We start from the raw sequence: 20175 nt of genomic DNA on the forward strand, positions 1-20175 counted from the left end.
CGCGCCGCAACCGTCCCCCAGCGAGTGCCCACTTACGCAGCTTGCACGGGACAGAGTGCATATCCCCTCTCGCCAAGTGCCAACGCGTCGCGGTAGACTTTCGGACACCTGACGTCAGCAGTCGCTCGCGGACGCTGGCGAGTCCCCACTTCGTGACGATGGCTGCGACGCCGGTGGACCGATGCCATGCCGACCCGCGAACGACCTTCGACATTTCAACGCACAACCGCGAGTGCGCCCGCCGCGCGCCCCCTGCCCCTATGGTCGATACCCCATCTCAGACGTCTGCCGCGCCCCTCACCGCGCTCCCCCTTGTCCCGCTCGCGCCCGACGAGATCCCCTTGGGCGCAGCCCTGCCCTGGGCCATCGTCGATCACAATGGCGAACCGCTGCTCGCTGAGGGCGATATCGTCCCCACGCAGGCGGGCCGCGACTGGCTGTTTGCGTCGTTCGCCCCGCATCGGGTCGCCAACCTCGGTGGAGACGACATCGCACCGGCCAACGTTACCGCGCCCACGGCGGCGTCTCCCGACAATGCGGCCGCTGCCGCCGCCGGTGCGACGCAACCGCAGTACGCACTCACCGACCTGAATCTGCGCCCGGGCGACTGGCTGCAGATCCAGTTGCCGCCGGGCGCCGGGTCGCAGCGGGTGCGCACGCGTGTGATCGGATACGCGCCGAATCAGATGCTCTTCATCACCGCCCCGACGGGCCGCGCCGCGCCGCCGACCCTGCACACCGGCGAGCGGCTAGAACTCTGGACGTTCTCCGGCGAAGACATTTACCACTTCGTCTGTACGGTGGAGCGTGTGAAGCGGCTGCCGTTCGACTACGCCGTGCTCTCCGCGCCGGCGCAGATCCGCCGCAAGGTGCTGCGCCGTTCTCAACGCGTACCCGCCAGGCTGGTCGTATCGGTCGGCGCAGGTGAGGCCCGCCACCTTGCCCTGCTGCAGGACATCAGCGCCGAAGGTGTCTCGCTGCTGGCCGACACCCCGCTCGGCGCGCCCGGCGACAGCATGCAGCTCGCGTTCCGCGTGCGTGTCGGCGACATCGACATGCCCATCGAAGCCAGTGGCACGATCCGCAGCGTGCAACAAGGCGACGACGGCAGTCATTTGCACGGCGTCGAATTGCCCGTGCTCGACCCGTCGCATTACGTCGCGCTCAAGTGCTACGTCTACGAGCGCCTGCTGGCGCTCGGGGGGGCCTGATGGCGAAGCCGAAGCCTCCCGAAGCCGAGCGTCCGCGCACGCTCGCCAGCCAGACGCTCTTCCGCGGCCTCGATATCGTGGAAGCCGTCGCCGCCGGCATCGACACCGTGCCGGCGCTCTCGGCACACACCGGCATCACGACATCGACCACACACCGGATTGCGTCGGCGCTCGTGCACGCGGGGTATCTGCGCTTCGAGCCGCGTCGCGGCTACCGGCTGGGCAACAAGCTCATCGAACTGGGGTTTCTCGCCTATCGACAAATCGACTTGCCACGGGTCGCCCGGCCCACGCTCGAATCGCTCGCGAGCGAGACGCAGGACACCGTGCACCTGGCCGTCGCCGACGGTTGGGAAGTGATGTACCTCGACAAGCTGCCGGGACAACGCGCCGTGGAGATCAGTTCGCGCATTGGCGGACGCAAACCGATCTGCGTCACCGGCGTGGGCAAGGCGCTGTTGCTCGATCGGGACGAAGCGGCTTGGAAGGCGCAGCTTGCGCATTACCAGTCGCAAGTGTCGTCGTCACCGATCGATACGACCGCGTGGCTCGCCCGCATGCATGACTACGCCCGTCTCGGTTACGCCTTCGATCTGGAAGACGACACGCCGCAAATTCGCTGCGTGGCTGCGCCGGTGTATGACGCAAGCCAACATATCGTGGCCGCCATCAGTGTCTCGAGCACGACCAAGTACATGAGCCGCGAACGCATGCAGGAACTCGTGCCGCGCGTGAAACACGCCGCCGCGCAAATCAGCCACCAGCTCGGATGGTCCGGTCATGCGCGCTGAGGCGCGTCGATGGATTCGGTTCGACTGAAAAGAAGCGGCCCCTGCTTGCAGGGGCCGTTGTCGATGCGGCGTCGCCGACACCGCTACCCGGAAGGCGCATCAGGTGATGCGCATCTCGGCGCTACGCCGCGCGTCGCTTGAGCAGATCGAGCGCCACGTCGACGATCATGTCCTCCTGACCGCCCACCATGCGTCGCTGACCCAGCTCGACCAGGATGTCGACGGTCTTGAGGTCGTAGCGCGCGGCAGCGGCTTCCGCGTGACGCAGGAAGCTCGAATACACGCCGGCGTAGCCGAGCGCCAGCGTCTCGCGATCCACTCGCACGGCGCGGTCTTGCAACGGGCGAACGAGGTCGTCGGCGGCATCCATCAACGTGTACAGATCGCAGCCGTGGTGCCAACCCAAACGCGACGCCGCGGCGATGAACACTTCCAGCGGCGCGTTGCCCGCGCCCGCGCCCATGCCTGCCAGACTCGCGTCGATACGATCGCAGCCCTCCTCCACCGCAACGATGGAGTTCGCCACGCCAAGGCTCAGGTTGTGGTGCGCGTGCATGCCGGTGAGCGTCTCGGGCTTGAGCACGTCCTTGAAGGCGCGGAAGCGTTCGCGCACGTCGTTCATACCCAGCGCACCGCCCGAATCCACCACATAGATACACGTCGCGCCGTACGACTCCATCAACTTGGCCTGCTCGGCGAGATGCTGCGGCGTGGTCATGTGGCTCATCATCAGAAAGCCGACCGTGTCCATGCCCAACTCGCGCGCGTAGGCAATGTGTTGGCGCGAGACGTCGGCCTCGGTGCAGTGCGTTGCGATACGCACCACGCGCGCCCCTGCGTCGTAGGCTTCGCGCAGGTCGTGCACGGTGCCCACGCCCGGCAGCAACAAGGTGGCGACCTTGGCGTGCGTAACCGTCTCGGCCACGGCGGCAATCCACTCGAGATCGGTATGGGCGCCGAAACCGTAGTTGAAGCTGGAGCCGGCCAGGCCATCGCCGTGCGCGACTTCAATGGAGTCGACCTGCGCGGCGTCGAGCGCGGCGGCAATCGCCTTCACATCGGCAATGCGGTACTGGTGACGAATGGCGTGGCTGCCGTCGCGCAGCGTCACGTCGGAGATATAGAGCTTTTTCTGCGTCATGATGAGATGTGTCTCCTGAAAGCGCGTGCGACCGTCAGGCCGCGAGCGCCAGGCGGGTGGCGGCGATGCGGTCGGCGCAGGCCAGCGCGGCGCTGGTCATGATGTCGAGGTTGCCTGCGTATGCCGGCAGATAGTGCGCGGCCCCTTCCACTTCGAGGAAGACCGAAGTCTTCAGGCCGGTGAGCTTGCCCAAGCCCGGCACGTTGAGCGGACGCGATGCGTCGAACAACTCGAATTGCACCTGTTGCTTGAGCCGATAGCCCGGCACGTAGGCATGCACCTTGTCGACCATCGCCTGAATGCTTGCGGCAATGGCCGCCTGATCCCCCGGCTCGGACAGCACGAACACCGTGTCACGCATGATGAGCGGCGGCTCCGCCGGGTTGAGCACGATGATCGCCTTGCCGCGCGAAGCCCCGCCCAGCACTTCAATCGCTTTCGACGTCGTTTCCGTGAACTCGTCGATGTTGGCGCGCGTGCCCGGCCCCGCCGACTTGCTCGAGATCGACGCGACGATCTCCGCGTAATGCACCTTCGCCACCTGCGAGATGGCCGCGACCATGGGGATCGTCGCCTGACCGCCGCACGTCACCATGTTGATGTTTCGCGCGTCCAGATGCGCGTCGAGGTTGATCGACGGAATCACGTACGGACCGATGGCGGCCGGCGTCAGATCGATCACCTGCACGCCACGCGCTTGCAGCAGCGCGTTGTGATGCGCATGCGCCTTGGCCGAGGTCGCGTCGAATGCGATGCGAATGTCCTCGAAACCCGGCATCGCCAACAGGCCGTCAATGCCTTGTGCGGTGACCGGTACGCCGAGACGCTGCGCACGCGCCAGGCCATCCGAGGCCGAATCGATACCGACCATCGCGCCCATTTCCAGATGCTCGCTGTTGCGCATCACCTTGATCATCAGGTCGGTGCCGATATTGCCCGAGCCGATGATCGCCACTTTCTGTTTGCGTCGTTCCGTCACTGTCGTCTCCTGAACGTATCCGTCTACTGATATGAGCCGCATCGTAATTGCGCGACGATGCAAATGTCAATATGTAAACATTGATCTCATATATTGAGATCAATGAAACCCGCAGCTTATCCACACTTTTTGTTCACAAGCCCGTTGATAACTTGCGGAAAAGCATGCCAAGTGGCTGATTCAACAGGGAAGACTGGTCGCGCGCGAAAGTTGTGCCATGCGCTGAAAAACGAGGCTCGGCGCGGGTTTTGCGGAAATTTGTTATCCACAGAATCTGTTTGCAAGCCAGTGGACAACTCGCGGACAGCTTCCTCAAGTCCTTGATCGGACGGAGAAAAAGGGGGGGAGCGCATTTGCTGCGCGGTGTCGAGAGCGGTGCGATAGCCCAGATTCGCATGCCGCATGCTGGCGCGCGCGGCGTCATGTTATCCACAGAAAATGTTCACAACCCAGTGAATAACTCGCCGATATCCACGATAGGCCATTGACGCGAAACGACTTCTTCGCCGAGCAGAAAGTTCGATCAGCGCGTGCTTCGCGCTTGGGCAGTCGCGCAAAAGGACGGCTATTCGAACTTTCGCAACGCAGACGAGGTCTAGAAAGACTGGAATGCCGGTCACGACGCGCCACAGGGCGACTTCCCAAGGTCGCTGCGTGCCGTTTGTCAGCACGATGCCGACGACCGTGATCGACACGTTTCTTGCAACACGACAAGCTCAACCATGAATACGAACCCCCGACGCACCGGGCGGCTCGCGCCATCGATTCGACTCGCACCGCTTGCCTCGCCCTCAAGACTTTCTCCGTCGTCTGGCCGCCGTGCGTTTGTCGCGCTGGGTGCGGCGATGACCTTGTTGTCGCCGCTCGCGGCCCATGCCGACGACACCCCGGGCGGCATCTCGACGTGGGCCGGTGCCGTCGTTGATGAAGTTCGCGACGTTGCTACGCAAGGCGCAAGCGATCTTTACGTACCGCTGCATACCCATCACCTGCGTTTCGCCTACACGAGCGAAAAGATCGCCCAGTACAACGAAAACCCGTGGGGCCTGGGCTACGGACGCGTATTGTCCGACGGCAATAAGGGATCGCGAATGCTGTACGCCATGGCGTTCAAGGACTCGCATAACGACTGGTCGCCAATGGCCGGTTACGGCCGGATCTGGAACATCGCCAACGCCGGCCCTGTGCGTTTCGGGCTCGGCTATACGGTCTTTCTGATGTCGCGCTCGGACACGCTCGGCGGCGTGCCCTTCCCCGGCGCGCTGCCCCTCGCCGAAATCGGCGTGGGGCGCGCCTCGGTCTCCACCACCTATGTGCCCGGCGGCAAGGGCAACGGCAACGTGCTGTTCTTCTTTGGTCGTTATACGTTCGGCAAACCGGGTTGATCACCGGACGTTGACCGGCCACTCAAATTCGCCGGCCCAACATCGACGGCAGCGGATTCGGGCGTGGTGCGCACGCACCACACCCCGAACCCCGCGATGTAGCAGTACGCCACGACGGGCACGAGGAACGACAGTCCGATGCCCATGCCATCCGCGAGCGCTCCCTGCAAATAAGGCAACACGGCACCACCGACGATCGCCATGCAGATCAGCCCGCCGCCCTCGCTCACCCGCGTGCCAAGACCGCCCACCGACAGTGAGAAAATCGTCGGGAACATGATGGCGTTGCCGAGACCGCAGGCCAGCAACGACCACATCGCAAACGACGCCGGCAAGGCGAACGACGCGAGAATCAGCACCACGTTGTAAAGTGCGCACAGGCTCAGCAGGCGTCCCGGCGACACCTTGCGCAACAGCCACGCGCCCAGGAATCGCCCCGCCATCGCTCCCCCCCAATAGAACGCCAGATACCGGCTCGCATGCGCGTGATCGACGATGCCCGTGCCCGCTTGCGTCAGATAGACGATCAGGAAGCTGCCGATACTGACTTCCGCGCCAACATAAAGAAACAGCGCCACGATGCCGTAACGCAAGGGACGGTGTGCCAACAGACTGCGCACGTTGCCGAGCACGCTCGGCGGCGCCACGCGGCTCGCACGGTGTTCCGGCAGCGTCAGCCGCCAGAGCGCCACGCCGCCGATGGCCAGCACCGTTGCCAGCAGGCCATAGGGGCCGCGCACACTGTCTACGGCATGGCCGGTTGCGGTCTGCGCCTGCGGTGCGAGGATCCAGAGCGCGGCGAGCGGCGGCCCAACGGTCGTGCCCAGCGAATTGAACGCTTGCACCAACGTGAGGCGGCTCGCCGCCGCCCCGCGCGTGCCCAACGTCTCGACGTAGGCGTTCACCGCGACTTGCAGCAACGTGATACCACTCGCCAGCACGAAAAGCGCGGCGAGAAAGCACGGATAGGACATGAGTGCGGCGGCAGGGAAGAACAGCGCGCAGCCGACGCCGGCCAACCACAACGAACTGGCCAGCGCTCGACGGTAACCGACGCGTGCGGTGTATTGCCCCGCCGGGTACGACACGACGAAATACGCAGCGAAGAAACTCGATTGGATCAGGGCTGCGTCGCGAAAGGTCAGGTTGAACGCAGCCTTGAAGTGAGGCACCAGAATATCGTTTAGCGACGTGATGAGCCCCATGGCGAAGAAGAGCGTCGCAAGCATGGCAAGCACGCGATTCGCAGAAGGCATCTGGGTCATGGGGGAATCGTTGGGATGCGTGGAATCAGACGGGCCGGTGGCATTCGTTCGATCGACGATCATGCATGTCTCCAGGGGTCAACGAGCTCTTTCTCGCTGAGAGAGGGGCCAGGACTTAGCAGTGTAGAACGCACCAACGAGGTCGGGGCACGGGCAAAATCTCATATTTTCGTCGCGCCGGGTTGGCATGCGACGCGCGTCGAGCACCCGTTTTCGTCGGTGGGTCGCCGCTGCATTTCAGTGTTATCGGCGCTTGTCGGCCGACGGCTTTTTATCGACTATCCGCGGTACGGGATAGGTCGCCACATTCGGAGAAACATCATGCGGGGTTTCAGTTCCATGAGAATCGCGACGGGATGGCTCGTCGCGGGCCTGCTCGGCCTCGCCGGGCAAGCGCACGCGCAGTCGGGTGACGCGTCGCGCGCGCCGGCCGCCGCGTGCAATTGCGCGCAGATCGTTGCCGACTGTTCGGCATCCGTGTCGGTGATTCCGATACGCGCGACCAACGGCGCCTTTTCTGCCGACGTCATGCTGCAAACCGACGCCCCCGCCTGCGCCAAGGTCGATTACCAGCTCGACGACACGCCCTACGCCACGATTCTGCGCGACGGGACGTCAGGCGTTCAGCGCCTGTATGCCGCGCGGGCGCTAACGCGCAACAGTGTGTCGCATCTGTCGTGCCACGTGTGTGCGGCGACATCGGCACCGGTGGCGAACGATGGCCTGCCGCCCGATCTGGCGCGTGTCGACGGGGCCCCCGGAACATACAGCGCGGCGCCCACCGCGAACACGTCCAACACGTCCAACACTGCCACTACCGCCACCACGGTCACCGCCACCGCGACCGCCTCGCCGCCGCCGACGACGTCGGGCGCAACGACTCAGGCAAGTGCGGCGGCACCTTTACTCGTGATGAATCCGTCCGGGCACTGGCGCGGTCTGTGCACGAATGCGCCGCCGTGGTGGAAACCTTGGGGTTCGCCGATGACGCGTCTGATGACGCTCGCGCTCAATGGCGCGCAGGTCACGGGCAGCGTCGACGACGTTGAGCCGAACGTCCACACCACGGTGCAGGGCACACTGTCGGGCGACCGTCTGCAACTCGCCGGCAGCTACGGCGCGAAGCACGACATCACGTTCGGCGCGAATGGCACCACGCTGACCGATGCCTGGTGCAACGGCGACGGCCGCTGCGAAACCTGCGAAATGCAGCGTTTTTAAGGGTTTCCGGGCGATCGACGTCGACGGCGGCGCACGGCACAGGCACAAAAAAATCGCCGCAAAACTGCCGTCGAATGCCCGGCAAAGATCGCGCGCCTCGGTCGCAACCGCGATGACGAATCGCCAGCTTGTCGATGAAACGCCCTGAAATGCGGCGAAATCGCCGCTCAGCCTTGTGCGGCAGGCACGCAACATTATTCGCGCACGGCTCGCACAAAGCGATTTCTTAGGTAGAATCGTCGGCGCAGCAATACGTATCATTCGGGTGGCCGTTCTACGACGGCACTTTCTTATTCTCATCGATTGGATCGATATGGCAACGGCAAAGAAAGCAGCAGCAAAGAAGGCCCCTGTGGCAAAAAAAGCGCCGGCAGCGAAGAAGGCTCCGGTAGCGAAAAAGGCAGCCCCGAAGGCCGCTCCCAAGGCAGCCCCGAAGGCAGCCGTGAAGGCCGCGCCGAAGGCAGCCGCCAACGGCAAGGTGTCGCCGATCAAGGACGCACTCAACAAGACCCAGCTCGCAGCCCACCTCGCCGAGCATTCGGCAGTCGCCGTGAAGGAAGTCAAGGCAGTGCTGGCCGCGCTCGAGAACACCATCGTCAGCTCGCTGCACAAGAAGGGTGTTGGCGAATTCACGCTGCATGGCCTGTTCAAGGTCACGTCGCAACAAATCGCCGCCAAGGCGAAGCGTTTCGGCAAGGACCCGTTCACGGGCCAAGAGCGCTGGTTCCCGGCCAAGCCGGCGTCGGTGCGCGTGAAGGTTCGCCCGCTGAAGAAGGTCAAGGACGCCGCCCAGTAAGTCCAGCGCTCGCGTCGCCGTGGCTTCCACGGCAACGTGATTTGCCAGGACCGGGCAAGCAGTGCCTGAACACGGTGCCGAATTTCGGCACCGTTTTTTTTCGTCCTGATTTCGTCGTCCTCATTACTGTCTCGACGCGGCGCCGCTCGTACGGGACTCAGGGTTTTCGCTGGGGTTTGTGCGGAGTGGACGCGTCTTGTACCGCCCGCTACCATCGCTCGGGTTAACCGTCAGCCAGCCGCGAGGCCTTCGCCTCGCATCCGAGATCGGCATGCTGGCAACGCCTTCGCAGCCTCAGGAGACCCAGCATGACTCGCAAGTTATCGCGTCACCCTGCGCAAGTTCGGCATTCCCCTTCCTTTACCCATCCGGCCAGCCGGCAAAACGATCCAGGCCCCCCCGACCTTCGCTCGCGTCGCGGCTTTCTCACCGCGCTCGGCGTCGCGGCCATGCCGGCCGGTTTCGTCGGATCGCTCGGCGGCACCCTGGGCGGCCTGCTCACCAGCACCCTGACACTGTTTTCCACACCGGCTCACGCGCAGACCGTGGCCGACATCAAGAAGAAGGGCACGCTCAACGTCGGCATGCTCATCGACTTTCCGCCGTACGGCACGACGAACGCGCAGATGCAGCCTGACGGCTACGACGCCGACGTGGCAAAACTGCTGGCGAAGGATCTGGGGGTCAAGGTCAACATCATGCCGGTGACGGGACCGAACCGGATTCCCTATCTGCTCAGCGGCAAGGTCGATGTGCTGGTCGCGTCGCTCGCCATCACGCCGGAGCGCGCCAAGCAGGTGCAGTTCTCCAAACCCTACGCCGCCGCGACCATCGTGCTGCTCGGCAAGACCGGCACACCCATCAAGTCCGCGGCGGATCTGAAGGGCCTGCGCGTGAGCGTCGCGCGCGCGAGCACCCAGGACATGGCCGTTACGAAGACGGCGCCCGAAGGCACCGAGATCCGTCGATTCGACGATGACGCGTCCGCCATGCAGGCGCTGCTCACCGGGCAGGTCGATGCCATCGGTTGCTCGGTGACGGTCGCGAACGCGATTCGTCAGCGAGCACCGGGCCAGTTCGAGCCGAAGTTCAATTTGCTGCAGCAGGCGATGGGCATTGCCTTGCGCCCCAATCAGCCGGAACTGCTCGCGGCGATCAACGACTTCGTCACGCGCAATACGGCCAACGGTGAGCTGAACAAGCGCTATCGCAAGTGGCTCGGCACCGACCTGCCGCAGATGCAATAAGCACCGCCGCCCCCGGCGCTGAGCGCGCTGGGGCGCTTGCTTCCCCAGCGATTGTCCGACCGCGTCCGTACCGACGCCGGCACGGCGCCAACCTATCGAAATGCGCATTTCGATCCAATCTCCGCACCTCGCGAAACCCTCCCGCAATACCCCGTAACGCTCCGTAATACCCTGCCGTCCCCCGCCCCACGGTCATCCCCCGCCCTTCCGACGTGATCGTCACAAAAATAGCTTTGCTTTCGATGCAATTTAGATATATCGTAAACACGTCTTAACTACATCGATAAGGAGTCGCATCATGCGTGGATCACGTGGCGATTTCATGGGCCGAGGCCCGCTGGACCTGGACAGCATGGAGGTTGGCGACGACCGGCGCGGTGGGCGCCATGGACGGCGCGGCAGTGGCGAGGGATACGGTGACGCCCGCTTCGGACGCGGCGACGAAGGGCGCGGCGAACGCGGCGGCAGGGGCGGACGTGGTGGCGGCCGCCTCTTCGGTCATGGGGGCTTGCGGCTCGTACTGCTGCATCTGATTGCGCAGCAACCCCGCCATGGTTACGAACTCATCAAAGCCATCGAAGAGAGTGTGAACGGCACGTACAGCCCGAGCGCGGGTGTGGTCTACCCCACGCTCACGCTGCTCGAAGAAATGGGCTATCTCCGTGTGCAGGAGAACACGGGCGACAGCCAACGGAAGTCTTACGAAATCACCGATACCGGGCGCGTCTATCTGGCGGAAAACGAGGTCGCGGTCACGGAACTGCTCGCACGGCTGACGACGCGCCGTGAGCGTTCGGAAGACATGCCGCCGCAGGTCATGCGCGCGCTGCACAACTTCAAATACGCCGTGCATCTGCGCCTGGGCGGCGAGCCGCTCTCGACCGAACAGGCCAACGCATTCGCCGCCATTCTCGACGCGGCGGCGCAACAACTGGAGCGACTTTGATGAGAGATCACGCAGCACCGCCCGTCATTCCCGATCGCACACCGCAACGCGTACGGCACGAACTTCGCCTGCGTCGGCTGGAAGTCCGCCATGTCGAACAGCTCACGCCGCACATGCTGCGCGTGACCCTGGGTGGCGACGATCTCGAAGGCTTCACCAGCCCCGGCTTCGACGACCACGTCAAACTGTTCTTCCCCGACCCGGCCACCGGCGAACTGGTGCTCCCGCAGCCCGGCGCGCAAGGGGTCGCCAAGCCCGCGCCCGGCGACGCACCACGACTGATGCGCGATTACACGCCACGCCGGTACGACGCCGCGTCGCAAACCCTGGTGATCGATTTTGCAATGCACGACTCCGGCCCCGCCACGCAGTGGGCGCGCTCGGCTCAACCGGGTGACGGCATCGGTGTGGGCGGTCCGCGCGGCTCGCTCGTCATTCCCATGACCTTTGACGGCTATGTCTTGATCGGCGACGACACGGCGCTGCCCGCGATCTCGCGGCGGCTGGCCGAACTGCCGGCCGGCGCGCTGGCGTTCGTCTTCGCGGAAATCGACAGTCCGGCCGACCGCCTGCGCTTCGCCAGCGATGCCGACGTCGTGGTCGAATGGCTCTTTCGCGAAGGCACGCCGGCCGGTCAAAGCACCGCACTGATCGACGCGCTCGCCGTGGCCACGCTACCCGCTGGAGATGTGCATGCCTGGGTCGCCGCCGAGGCCGGCGTGGCGAAGGCCGTACGTCGCCATCTCGTCGCCGCTCGCGGGCTCAACCCGAAATGGGTGAAGGCGGCTGCCTACTGGCGACGCGGCGACGTCGCCGTGCACGAGACGCTGGACGACTGAGCGCGGGGTGGCGCGTGTATGCTTTCCATCTCCCGCCGACGAGAAAACGATCGACACCGATGGACACGCCTCTGCTACCCGACACGAATCTGTTTGCCGGCCTGCCGCCGTCTCCCGACCCGACCGCAGCCGAGCAGTTCACTACGCTGCTTGCGCATCCGGGGATGCGTGTCGAGCGCATCGTCTCGACTGGACAGGCCTCTCCCCCAGGCTTCTGGTACGACCAGGCGCAGCACGAATGGGTCGTGCTGCTCACGGGCGGTGCGGGCTTGGCCTTCGCCGACACGCCCGGCCAGACACTCGTACTGAAGCCCGGCGACGCCGTTGCGATTGCCGCGCATCGCCAGCATCGTGTCGCCTGGACGACACCGGGTGAAACCACCGTCTGGCTGGCGATTCACTACGATTGACGACGTCCGCCGCGTTCCCCTTTGGAGAAATTCCCTGCCGTCTTTCGGAATTGCCTGATAGAAATGCCAGGAACAAATTCCGACTATGGAAACGCGTCCCGGGGATGTCGAATCTCGGCACCCGAAGGGCGGTTCACCCAAAAGGGGGTACGACGACATGGAGCAACGCAAACGACACGACGGCTTTGAGCGTTGGGCAGCGGGCGCGACGGCGCGTCAAGCGGCGCGCGATGATGCTCGCTGGCGCGTGTTTCGGGCACCGGAGCAGGCCGACTTTCACGGGTTTGTCGTCTGGTGTTACACGCAGGGTGTGTTTCTCGGTCAGGAATTCGATCGGCGCACCGACACCATCACGCACTGTTACGTGCGCAACGGCGCTTGGGCCGTGCAGTTCGATTCGTATGGGGAGGCGTGTGAGCGCGCCTTCGACATCCATGCGCCAACGCTGATCCTGTACGCACCGGAACGCAACGGCGGCGTCTTCATCACCAGCACCGAGCAGTAGGCCACATGGCGCGCCGACGTCTTCGGCAAAGGGACGGCACCGGCCGGCGAAACGCCGCCCGGTGCTTTTTTCCGTGCTTGCCCGCCGAGCCGCAACCGCAGTCGTGTGCGACGGCCGGGTCGGATCAGGCGTAGTGGCGGATGTCGTCGATCTCGGTCTGACCAAAATCGTCGCGCTCGGTCAGCGCCAGAATGCGCTGCGCCACCGCTTCCGGCGACGACAGCTTGCCGCTCGCCTTGAGGTCCTGAAAACGCGCCAGCGCCGGAAAACTCTCCACGCTGCTGCCGCGAATCGTCTCTTGCATGCCGGTATCGACCACACCGGGCGCGAGCGATACGGCATGAACGCCGTGCTCGCGATGCTCCGCGTTGACCACCCGCGTGTACATATCCAGCGCGGCCTTGGTGGCGCAGTACACCGACCAGCCGGCGGTCGGATTGCGGCCGGCGCCCGACGAGATGTTCACGATCTGTCGCTTGGCCGCGAGTCCTTGCGTAGCGGCGAGAAAGCGCGCCGTGAGCAGCATGACGGCGGTGACGTTCAGGGCGAAGGCCGCGCCAATGGCCGCCGGGTCCGTGAGGGCCGCGGCATTCGCGACCGGATTGACCGTGCCCGCGTTATTGATCAGCAGGTATCGCGAGGCGTCGCGCGGCAGTGCCGCGAAGATACGCTCGGCGACCTGCGCTGCGGCATCGGCATCGGCCAGATCGACGGCCACTTGCTCAAGCGTCGCGCCCTGTGCGCTGGCCAGCGTCGCAAGGTCGTCGTCCGTGCGACGTGCCAGCGTCACGAGATGGGTGTCGGGGGCGAGCAGACCGCGCGCGAGCGCCGCGCCGAGACCACGGGATGCGCCGGTCAGAATGGCAATCGTTTGGGACATGGGAAATTGTGCGGTCGCATTACGCCGCTGCATGAGACGAACAAGCCCCTCATTATCCGCGCATCGTCCCGGCACCGCTATCCCGACGGCCGCTCGATTTTCCTTCGACCCGACGCCGGCTGCCTGGAAAGCGAAATGAGGTATTGCGGAATATACTCACAATCAACCTGCGCCGATGATGGAATGTATAGAAAACGCATTCGGCGAGACGCGCGCAGCGCTCGGCACGCGTGCGCAACGCAAGCATTGCGCACGCGTCGGTGTCCTGAATCGCCAAGGTTGTCGCGGTCGGTCCAGTGCCCTGCCTGCGCTGCACAGTACCGCCTTATGGGTATATATTTCCCCCTCATGGAAACGATACCGAGAACTATTCCGGCGCCGAGTGTTGCGTCAGCCACAAACAAAACCGCACGCCCCGTACCGCCGCGTCCGCGCCAATACGATGCGCGGCTTGCGCGCTGGATGGTGACGCCGCTGGTCAACACGCGGGTCACGCCGAACCACCTCACGACGCTGCGCCTGATCGTCGGCCTCGCCTGCGCGTGGGCATTCGCGCAGGGCGGCTATGCGATGGCCAATCTGGGGGCCGTGCTGCTCGTCCTGTCGAACTTCATCGACCATACCGATGGCGAACTGGCGCGTATCAGCGGCAAGACGAGCCGCCTCGGTCACTTCTACGATCTCGCGTCCGACGCCTTCGTCACGGTGCTGCTGTTTGGCGGTATCGGCATGGGCGTGGCGGCGGGTTCACCGGGTCAATATGCGGTGCCCCTGCCGTTGACTGCCTCGGCGCTCGGCTGGATGGCCGGTGTTGCCGTCGCCCTGATCTTCTTCCTGCGCATGCGCATCGAGGAGCGTGTCGGCAAGGTCGGCACGACACAAGCGCGCGTCGGCGGGTTCGAGACGGAAGACGTGCTTTACCTGATGCCGCTCGTCACGCTGTTCGACGGCACGCGCGGCTTTCTGATCGCCGCCGCCATTGGCGCGCCGCTCTTCGCGCTGCTGGTCATCGTCGACTACGTGCGCGCGATGCGCCGCCCCCCGCCGGTGGAGATCAGCGAGGCGATGCAGCCGTCGGCCGCGGCCCCGGCATGCGCTGCGGCGCCGGTCGCGCCGCTGGCGCCAGCGGCATTCGCGGCAGATGCCGAAATCGAACGGGCGCTCGGCGCCATCGACGTCGACACGGTCACGCGCGAATTCAAATCGCAGGACGCCTTCGTCTATCTCGAAACGTTCCTGCCCGACACTGTCACGCAACAGTTGATCGCCGCCGCCCGCGCGGTGATACCGAACGTGAACCGTAACTACCTGCCCGGCCACAAGCAGGGGGGCAGCGTGAGCCGCCACACGCTCGACGAGCACGCCCCGTTCGTGGCCGAGTTGTACCGCTCGCCGGCGCTGATGCGCTTCCTGGAGCGTCTGGCTGGCGAGAAGCTGCTGCCGTCGCCGCAGGACGACCCGCACGCCTATGCGCTTTACTACTACACGCGTCCTGGCGATCACATCGGCTGGCATTACGACACGTCCTACTACAAGGGCCGCCGCTACACGCTGTTGCTGGGTGTGGTGGATCAATCGAGCTGCCTGCTCGAATACCGTCTTCAAACGCGCAACCCCGGCGTGCCGCAAGTCGATGGTGCCGTCGCGTATCCGCCCGGCGCGCTGGTGTTCTTCGACGGGGATAAACTGCATCACCGCATCACACCGCTCGGCGAAAACGAGGAGCGCATCTCGCTCACGTTCGAGTACGTGACCGACCCGCGCATGGGCGCGTGGCAGCGCTTCATCTCGAACATGAAAGACGCCGTCGCCTATTTCGGATTCCGGCAAGTGTTTCGTCAGCTAATGGGACGGACGAAACGCTAGATGAACCGGACTGCCATCGTCTCTCTCACTCTTGGCTTCGCCCTTTTCGTCGCCCTGTTGATCTGGCAGGGCACGGGATCGGTGATGTCCACGCTGGCGGTCGCCGGCTGGGGCCTCCTGCCTGTCGCCGCGTTTCACCTCGTGCCGCTGGTGCTCGATGCCGCCGCCATCCAGGTGCTGGTCGCCAAATCGTGCTCGCTGCGCCGCGCCACGCTCACCCGCTGGGTGGGCGAGTCGGTCAACAGCCTGTTGCCCGCCGGACAGATCGGCGGGCCGATCGCGATGGTGCGCCAGATGAAGCAGCGCGGGATGGCCGGGCGCGAAGCCGCGGCGGCCATCACCGTCAGTACGACGCTGCAAGCCGTGGCGCAGATCGTGTTTGCGCTCCTGGGACTGGCCGTGTTCGGCATCAGCGCCACGCACCGCCCCCATGACGGCCTATGGCTGCCGATGCTGCTCGCCACCGCGCTCATTTCCGCCCTGCTCTATGCGTTCTACGCGGCGCAGCGGCGCGGCCTCTTCGGCTGGGCGTTTCGCCTGCTCTCGAAGCTGTCGCCCAAGCGCGACTGGTCGTCGCTGCTCGACCGCGCCGACGCCGTCGACGACATCGTGCAACGCATGTACGGCCAGCGCCGTCGGGTGATCGCAAGCTTCTCGCTCAGTCTCGTGGGCTGGATCGTCGGCACCGGGGAGGTCTGGTTGATTCTGCAGTGCATCGGGTACCCGGTCAGCTGGGTCGACGCGCTGCTGCTCGAAAGCCTCGGGCAGGCCATTCGCGGCGCCGCCTTCTTCGTGCCGGGCTCGCTCGGCGTGCAGGAAGGCGGATACCTGCTGCTCGCGCCGCTCGTGGGTCTGCCGGCCGACGCCGGGCTGGCCCTCTCGCTGGCCAAGCGTACGCGCGAGCTGCTGCTCGGCGTGCCCGGCCTCGTCTATCTGCATTTCTCCGAACGCGGCTGGCGCCGCCAGCGGGCCGCGCAAGACAGCGCGTCGCTGCCTGCCGCCACCGATACTGCACCGCTTTAAAGAAGGATATCGACTATGCGGGCCATCATTCTCGCAGCAGGCATGGGCCTGCGTTTGCTCCAGCCCGAAGACAGGCAGTCGCCCAAGTGCCTGCTCGAGTTCGACGGTATGTCGCTGCTGGAGCGCCACTTGCGCATGCTGGCCACGGCCGGCATCACCGACGTCGTGCTGGCGCTCGGCTTCCATCACGAGCAGGTGAGCGAGGCCATCGAGCGACTGAACTGGACGCCGCGTCCGCAGATCCGTCTCAATCCCGAGTTTCATCTGGGCAGCGTGCTGACGCTGCACACCGCCGCCGATGCCATGACGGCCGGCGGCGACGTACTCGTCATGGACGCCGACGTGCTCTACGACCAGCGTATCTTCAACGCCCTCGTCGCGGGCACGACGGCAAACCGCCTGCTCATCGACCGCGACTTCGAAGTGGGTGACGAGCCGGTCAAGCTATGCCTGCGCAACGGGGTGCCGGTCGAGTTGCGCAAGCAGGTCATGGTCGGCCTCGACTACGACACCGTCGGCGAATCGGTCGGCTTCTTCCGGTTCAACGAAGCAACGGCCACGCGCCTTGCGGAAATCACGCGCGATTACGTCGAATCGGGTCGCGCCAAGTTGCCGCACGAGGAAGCCGTGCGCGATCTGCTGCTCGAACGCGGCGCGCAATTCGAAACGGCCGACGTCACGGGCTTCCCCTGGATCGAAATCGACTACCCTGAAGATGTGAAGCGCGCCGCCGACCAGGTGCTGCCACAACTCGAACCGCTCACGATGGTGTCCGAATGAACGCTCCCGACACATTCGCTCCTCCGCCGGTCGCGACACGTGCGTCGCAACTGCGCGGCATGCTGCGCAGCCCGCAGCTCGAATTCCTGATGGAAGCCCACAATGGCCTGTCCGCGCGCATCGTACGCGAAGCCGGATTCAAGGGCATCTGGGCGTCCGGACTGGCGATTTCGGCGCAGTTCGGCGTGCGCGACAACAACGAGGCGAGTTGGACGCAGGTGGTCGACAACCTCGAATTCATGGCCGACGCCAGTCAGTTGCCCATCCTGCTTGACGGCGACACCGGCTACGGCAACTTCAACAACATGCGCCGCCTCGTGCGCAAGCTCGAGCAACGCGGCGTGGCCGGCGTGTGTATCGAAGACAAGGTCTTCCCCAAGACCAATAGCTTCATCGGCGGCGAACGCCAGCCACTCGCCGATATCGACGAGTTCTGCGGCAAGATCAAGGCCGGCAAGGACTCGCAGGCCGACGACGACTTCTCCATCGTGGCGCGCGTCGAAGCGCTGATCGCCGGCTGGGGCATGGAAGAAGCCCTGCGCCGCGCCGAGGCCTATCGCCAGGCCGGCGCGGATGCCATCCTGATTCACAGCAAGCTGAGCCGTGCCGACGAGATTGTGCAGTTCGCGCGGGAGTGGGACCGCCGCTGCCCGCTCGTGATCGTGCCGACCAAGTACTACAGCACGCCGACCGACGTGTTCCGCGAAGCGGGCATCAGCGTCGCCATCTGGGCGAATCACCTGATTCGCTCGGCCACGTCGGCCATGCAGGCCGTGGCGGCCGAGATCCACCGCAGCGAGACGCTCGTGAACGTCGAAGACCGCATCGCGACCGTCGACGAGATCTTCCGCCTGCAGGACACCGCCGAATACAGCGAAGCCGAGGACCGCTACCTGTCGGCCGCGAACGCGCCGCGCTCGGCCATCGTGCTGGCCGCGAGCCGCGGCAAGAACCTCGATAGCGTGACGACCGACCGCCCGAAGGTGATGCTTCCCGTGGCGGGCAAGCCGTTGCTGCGCTGGCTGGTCGACGGCTTCAAGAAGCAGAACGTGAACGACATCACTGTCGTGGGCGGCTATCGCGCCGACGCGATCGACACGGCGGGCATCACGCTCGCGATCAACGAGCGTCACGCCGAGACCGGCGAACTTGCCTCGCTCGCGCGCGTGGCGAACGCGTTCACACACGACACGATCGTCTCGTACGGCGACCTGCTGTTCCGCAGCTACATCGTGCGCGATCTGGTCGAGAGCGACGCCGACTTCACGGTGGCGGTCGACTCGACGGCAGCGACAACCGCGCATGCGGCCAACGCCAGCGTGCGCGACTTCGCCTATTGTTCCGCCGGCGACGACCGCGGCCTGTTCGGCCAGCGCGTACTGCTCGAGACGATCAGCGCCAACGCCGCGCACGCCGGGCGTGCGCCCAATGGCCGCTGGATCGGCTTGCTGGGGGTGCGAGGCGATGACGCCCGCGCGCGGTTGCTGCGCGTCTTCGCGGCCCTGCAGGCCCGCGCGGACTTCGACCGGCTCGGCATGCCCGACCTGATCAACGCCCTCGCCGCCGACGGTGCCAGGATCGAAGTGCAGTACGTGCACGGCCACTGGCGCGGGGTGAACGACATGGACGAATTCCGCCACGCGGCCGACTTCGCGCATGGCCAGACACCCTTCAGCGGTGCCGCAACGGAGACCTCGCATGATTGAGGCCGGACAGTTCGTCGAAGCCGCACGCCAGCACGGCTTCACGTGGTACACCGGTGTGCCGTGCTCGTTCCTCACGCCGTTCATCAACTATGTGCTGCAGGACCCGACGCTGCACTACCTGTCGGCCGTCAACGAAGGCGATGCGGTCGCCATCGCCGCCGGGGCAACACTCGGTGAAGGCCATGGCGCTCGCGCGGTCACGATGATGCAGAACTCGGGCCTCGGCAACGCCGTGAGCCCGCTGACCTCGCTCACGTGGACCTTCCGTCTGCCGCAGTTGCTGATCGTGACGTGGCGCGGTCAGCCGGGCATTACCGATGAGCCGCAACACGCGCTCATGGGCCCGATCACGCCCGCGATGCTCGACCTGATGGAAGTGCCCTGGGAATTGTTCCCGACCGAGCCCGAGGCGATTGCGCCGGCGCTGGCGCGTGCCGTTCGTCACATGGACGAGACCGGCCGCCCCTATGCGCTCGTGATGCAAAAGGGCAGCGTCGCCCCCTTCCCGCTGCAACCGGCCGAGCGCCCCGCGCGTCCGGCGCAACCCGCCCCGGTGTCGCTCATGCGAGACGTCGCGCCGGCCGAGCTGCCCACGCGTCGCGACGCCCTGACGCGCATCATCGCGCACACGCCGCTCGAAGGCACTGTCGTGCTGGCATCGACCGGCTTTTGCGGACGCGAACTCTACGCGCTCGACGACCGCGCCAACCAGCTTTACATGGTCGGATCGATGGGATGCGTGACGACGTTGGCCCTGGGTCTGGCGTTGTCGCGGCCCGACCTGCGTGTGGTCGCGCTCGACGGCGACGGCGCCGCGCTGATGCGCATGGGTGCGTTCGCGACGCTGGGCGCTTACGGCCCGTCGAATCTCGTGCATCTGCTGCTCGACAACGCGTCGCACGACTCGACCGGCGCACAGGCCACGGTCTCGCCGACGGTCTCGTTCGCGGGCGTCGCGGCGGCCAGCGGCTACGCGCTCGCGCTCGAAGGCGACACGCTGGACGTCATCGAAGCCTTGTTCGACGCCCCCGCCGCCCGCCTGAACGACGGCCCGAGCTTCGCTTGTCTGAGCACGCGTCCGGGAACCCCTGACGGGCTGCCCCGCCCGAAAGTCACGCCCGAAGCGGTCAAGTCGCGCTTGATGGACCACATTGCACAACGCGCGCAGGCCTCGGCCTGAGCGT

Annotated in this window: 19 protein-coding genes and 1 pseudogene; 16 read left to right on the forward strand and 4 right to left on the reverse strand. The window is 65.3% G+C overall.

Features of this window, described 5'->3' with window-relative positions; genetic code table 11:
• Positions 1-341 precede the first annotated feature (341 nt).
• Entirely contained in the window at positions 342-1211 is an 870-nt protein-coding gene (locus PSO31014_RS12425; protein WP_174976491.1) for a flagellar brake protein, read from the forward strand.
• Complete coding sequence (locus PSO31014_RS12430; RefSeq protein ID WP_150551908.1) at positions 1211-2002, forward strand: IclR family transcriptional regulator; 792 nt, start codon at positions 1211-1213, stop codon at positions 2000-2002. Before PSO31014_RS12425 ends, PSO31014_RS12430 begins: the two co-directional genes overlap by 1 nt.
• 121 nt (positions 2003-2123) lie before the next feature.
• Here the strand turns inward: PSO31014_RS12430 and dmpG are convergent, their stop codons facing one another.
• A complete protein-coding gene (gene dmpG, locus PSO31014_RS12435) occupies positions 2124-3143 on the reverse strand; it encodes a 4-hydroxy-2-oxovalerate aldolase (protein ID WP_150551909.1) in 1020 nt (339 codons plus the stop codon).
• A 34-nt stretch (positions 3144-3177) separates the two neighbouring features.
• On the reverse strand, positions 3178-4122 hold the full coding sequence (locus PSO31014_RS12440; RefSeq protein ID WP_150551910.1) for an acetaldehyde dehydrogenase (acetylating): 945 nt from the start codon (positions 4120-4122) through the stop codon (positions 3178-3180).
• A gap of 722 nt (positions 4123-4844) precedes the next feature.
• Between PSO31014_RS12440 and pagP the strand changes: the two genes are divergently transcribed.
• Positions 4845-5507 carry a lipid IV(A) palmitoyltransferase PagP gene (gene pagP / locus PSO31014_RS12445; protein ID WP_150551911.1) on the forward strand — a complete coding sequence of 221 codons (663 nt, stop codon included), beginning with the start codon at positions 4845-4847 and terminating at the stop codon, positions 5505-5507.
• Here pagP and PSO31014_RS12450 read toward each other — a convergent pair.
• Positions 5483-6772 carry a sugar MFS transporter gene (locus PSO31014_RS12450; RefSeq protein WP_217424918.1) on the reverse strand — a complete coding sequence of 430 codons (1290 nt, stop codon included), beginning with the start codon at positions 6770-6772 and terminating at the stop codon, positions 5483-5485. The genes pagP and PSO31014_RS12450 overlap by 25 nt on opposite strands.
• Before the next feature lie 339 nt (positions 6773-7111).
• Between PSO31014_RS12450 and PSO31014_RS22415 the strand changes: the two genes are divergently transcribed.
• The 7 genes from PSO31014_RS22415 to PSO31014_RS12490 all read left to right on the forward strand — a co-directional run bounded on the left by PSO31014_RS22415 (position 7112) and on the right by PSO31014_RS12490 (position 12736).
• Positions 7112-7993: a hypothetical protein gene (locus PSO31014_RS22415; protein ID WP_174976492.1), complete on the forward strand. Its 882-nt coding sequence runs from the start codon at positions 7112-7114 to the stop codon at positions 7991-7993.
• 313 nt (positions 7994-8306) lie between these two features.
• Positions 8307-8789, forward strand: coding sequence for an HU family DNA-binding protein (locus tag PSO31014_RS12465; protein WP_150552085.1), 483 nt, complete (start codon positions 8307-8309; stop codon positions 8787-8789).
• A gap of 449 nt (positions 8790-9238) precedes the next feature.
• Positions 9239-10036 (forward strand): transporter substrate-binding domain-containing protein, encoded by a 798-nt coding sequence (locus PSO31014_RS12470; protein ID WP_150552086.1) that lies wholly within the window; start codon positions 9239-9241, stop codon positions 10034-10036.
• 298 nt (positions 10037-10334) lie between these two features.
• Positions 10335-10982, forward strand: a complete 648-nt coding sequence (locus PSO31014_RS12475; RefSeq protein ID WP_150551914.1) for a PadR family transcriptional regulator — start codon at positions 10335-10337, stop codon at positions 10980-10982.
• Complete coding sequence (locus PSO31014_RS12480; RefSeq protein ID WP_150551915.1) at positions 10982-11821, forward strand: siderophore-interacting protein; 840 nt, start codon at positions 10982-10984, stop codon at positions 11819-11821. Before PSO31014_RS12475 ends, PSO31014_RS12480 begins: the two co-directional genes overlap by 1 nt.
• Before the next feature lie 59 nt (positions 11822-11880).
• Positions 11881-12231: a cupin domain-containing protein gene (locus tag PSO31014_RS12485; RefSeq protein ID WP_150551916.1), complete on the forward strand. Its 351-nt coding sequence runs from the start codon at positions 11881-11883 to the stop codon at positions 12229-12231.
• Between the two features lie 157 nt (positions 12232-12388).
• Positions 12389-12736: a hypothetical protein gene (locus PSO31014_RS12490; RefSeq protein WP_150551917.1), complete on the forward strand. Its 348-nt coding sequence runs from the start codon at positions 12389-12391 to the stop codon at positions 12734-12736.
• 124 nt (positions 12737-12860) lie between these two features.
• Here the strand turns inward: PSO31014_RS12490 and PSO31014_RS12495 are convergent, their stop codons facing one another.
• Entirely contained in the window at positions 12861-13616 is a 756-nt protein-coding gene (locus PSO31014_RS12495; protein WP_150551918.1) for an SDR family oxidoreductase, read from the reverse strand.
• A 348-nt stretch (positions 13617-13964) separates the two neighbouring features.
• On the opposite strand from PSO31014_RS12495, the pseudogene PSO31014_RS22870 reads away from it, so the two are divergent.
• The 6 genes and pseudogenes from PSO31014_RS22870 to aepY all read left to right on the forward strand — a co-directional run.
• Positions 13965-14666 (forward strand): annotated as a pseudogene (locus PSO31014_RS22870) (CDP-alcohol phosphatidyltransferase family protein); the annotation flags it as partial.
• Positions 14646-15482, forward strand: a complete 837-nt coding sequence (locus PSO31014_RS22665; RefSeq protein ID WP_425494875.1) for a HalD/BesD family halogenase — start codon at positions 14646-14648, stop codon at positions 15480-15482. The pseudogene PSO31014_RS22870 and the gene PSO31014_RS22665, both read left to right, overlap by 21 nt.
• Positions 15483-16505 carry a flippase-like domain-containing protein gene (locus PSO31014_RS12510; protein ID WP_150551919.1) on the forward strand — a complete coding sequence of 341 codons (1023 nt, stop codon included), beginning with the start codon at positions 15483-15485 and terminating at the stop codon, positions 16503-16505. It begins immediately after the preceding gene.
• Positions 16506-16520: 15 nt separating this feature from the next.
• On the forward strand, positions 16521-17285 hold the full coding sequence (locus PSO31014_RS12515) for a phosphocholine cytidylyltransferase family protein (protein WP_150551920.1): 765 nt from the start codon (positions 16521-16523) through the stop codon (positions 17283-17285).
• The gene (gene aepX, locus PSO31014_RS12520; protein WP_150551921.1) at positions 17282-18991 is read left to right on the forward strand and encodes a phosphoenolpyruvate mutase; all 1710 of its coding nucleotides are present in this window, start codon (positions 17282-17284) and stop codon (positions 18989-18991) included. Before PSO31014_RS12515 ends, aepX begins: the two co-directional genes overlap by 4 nt.
• Complete coding sequence (gene aepY, locus PSO31014_RS12525) at positions 18984-20171, forward strand: phosphonopyruvate decarboxylase (RefSeq protein WP_150551922.1); 1188 nt, start codon at positions 18984-18986, stop codon at positions 20169-20171. Before aepX ends, aepY begins: the two co-directional genes overlap by 8 nt.
• The last annotated feature ends 4 nt before the right edge of the window (positions 20172-20175 follow it).

It is taken from the genome of Pandoraea soli (assembly GCF_902459595.1).
Taxonomy (GTDB): Bacteria; Pseudomonadota; Gammaproteobacteria; order Burkholderiales; family Burkholderiaceae; genus Pandoraea; species Pandoraea cepalis.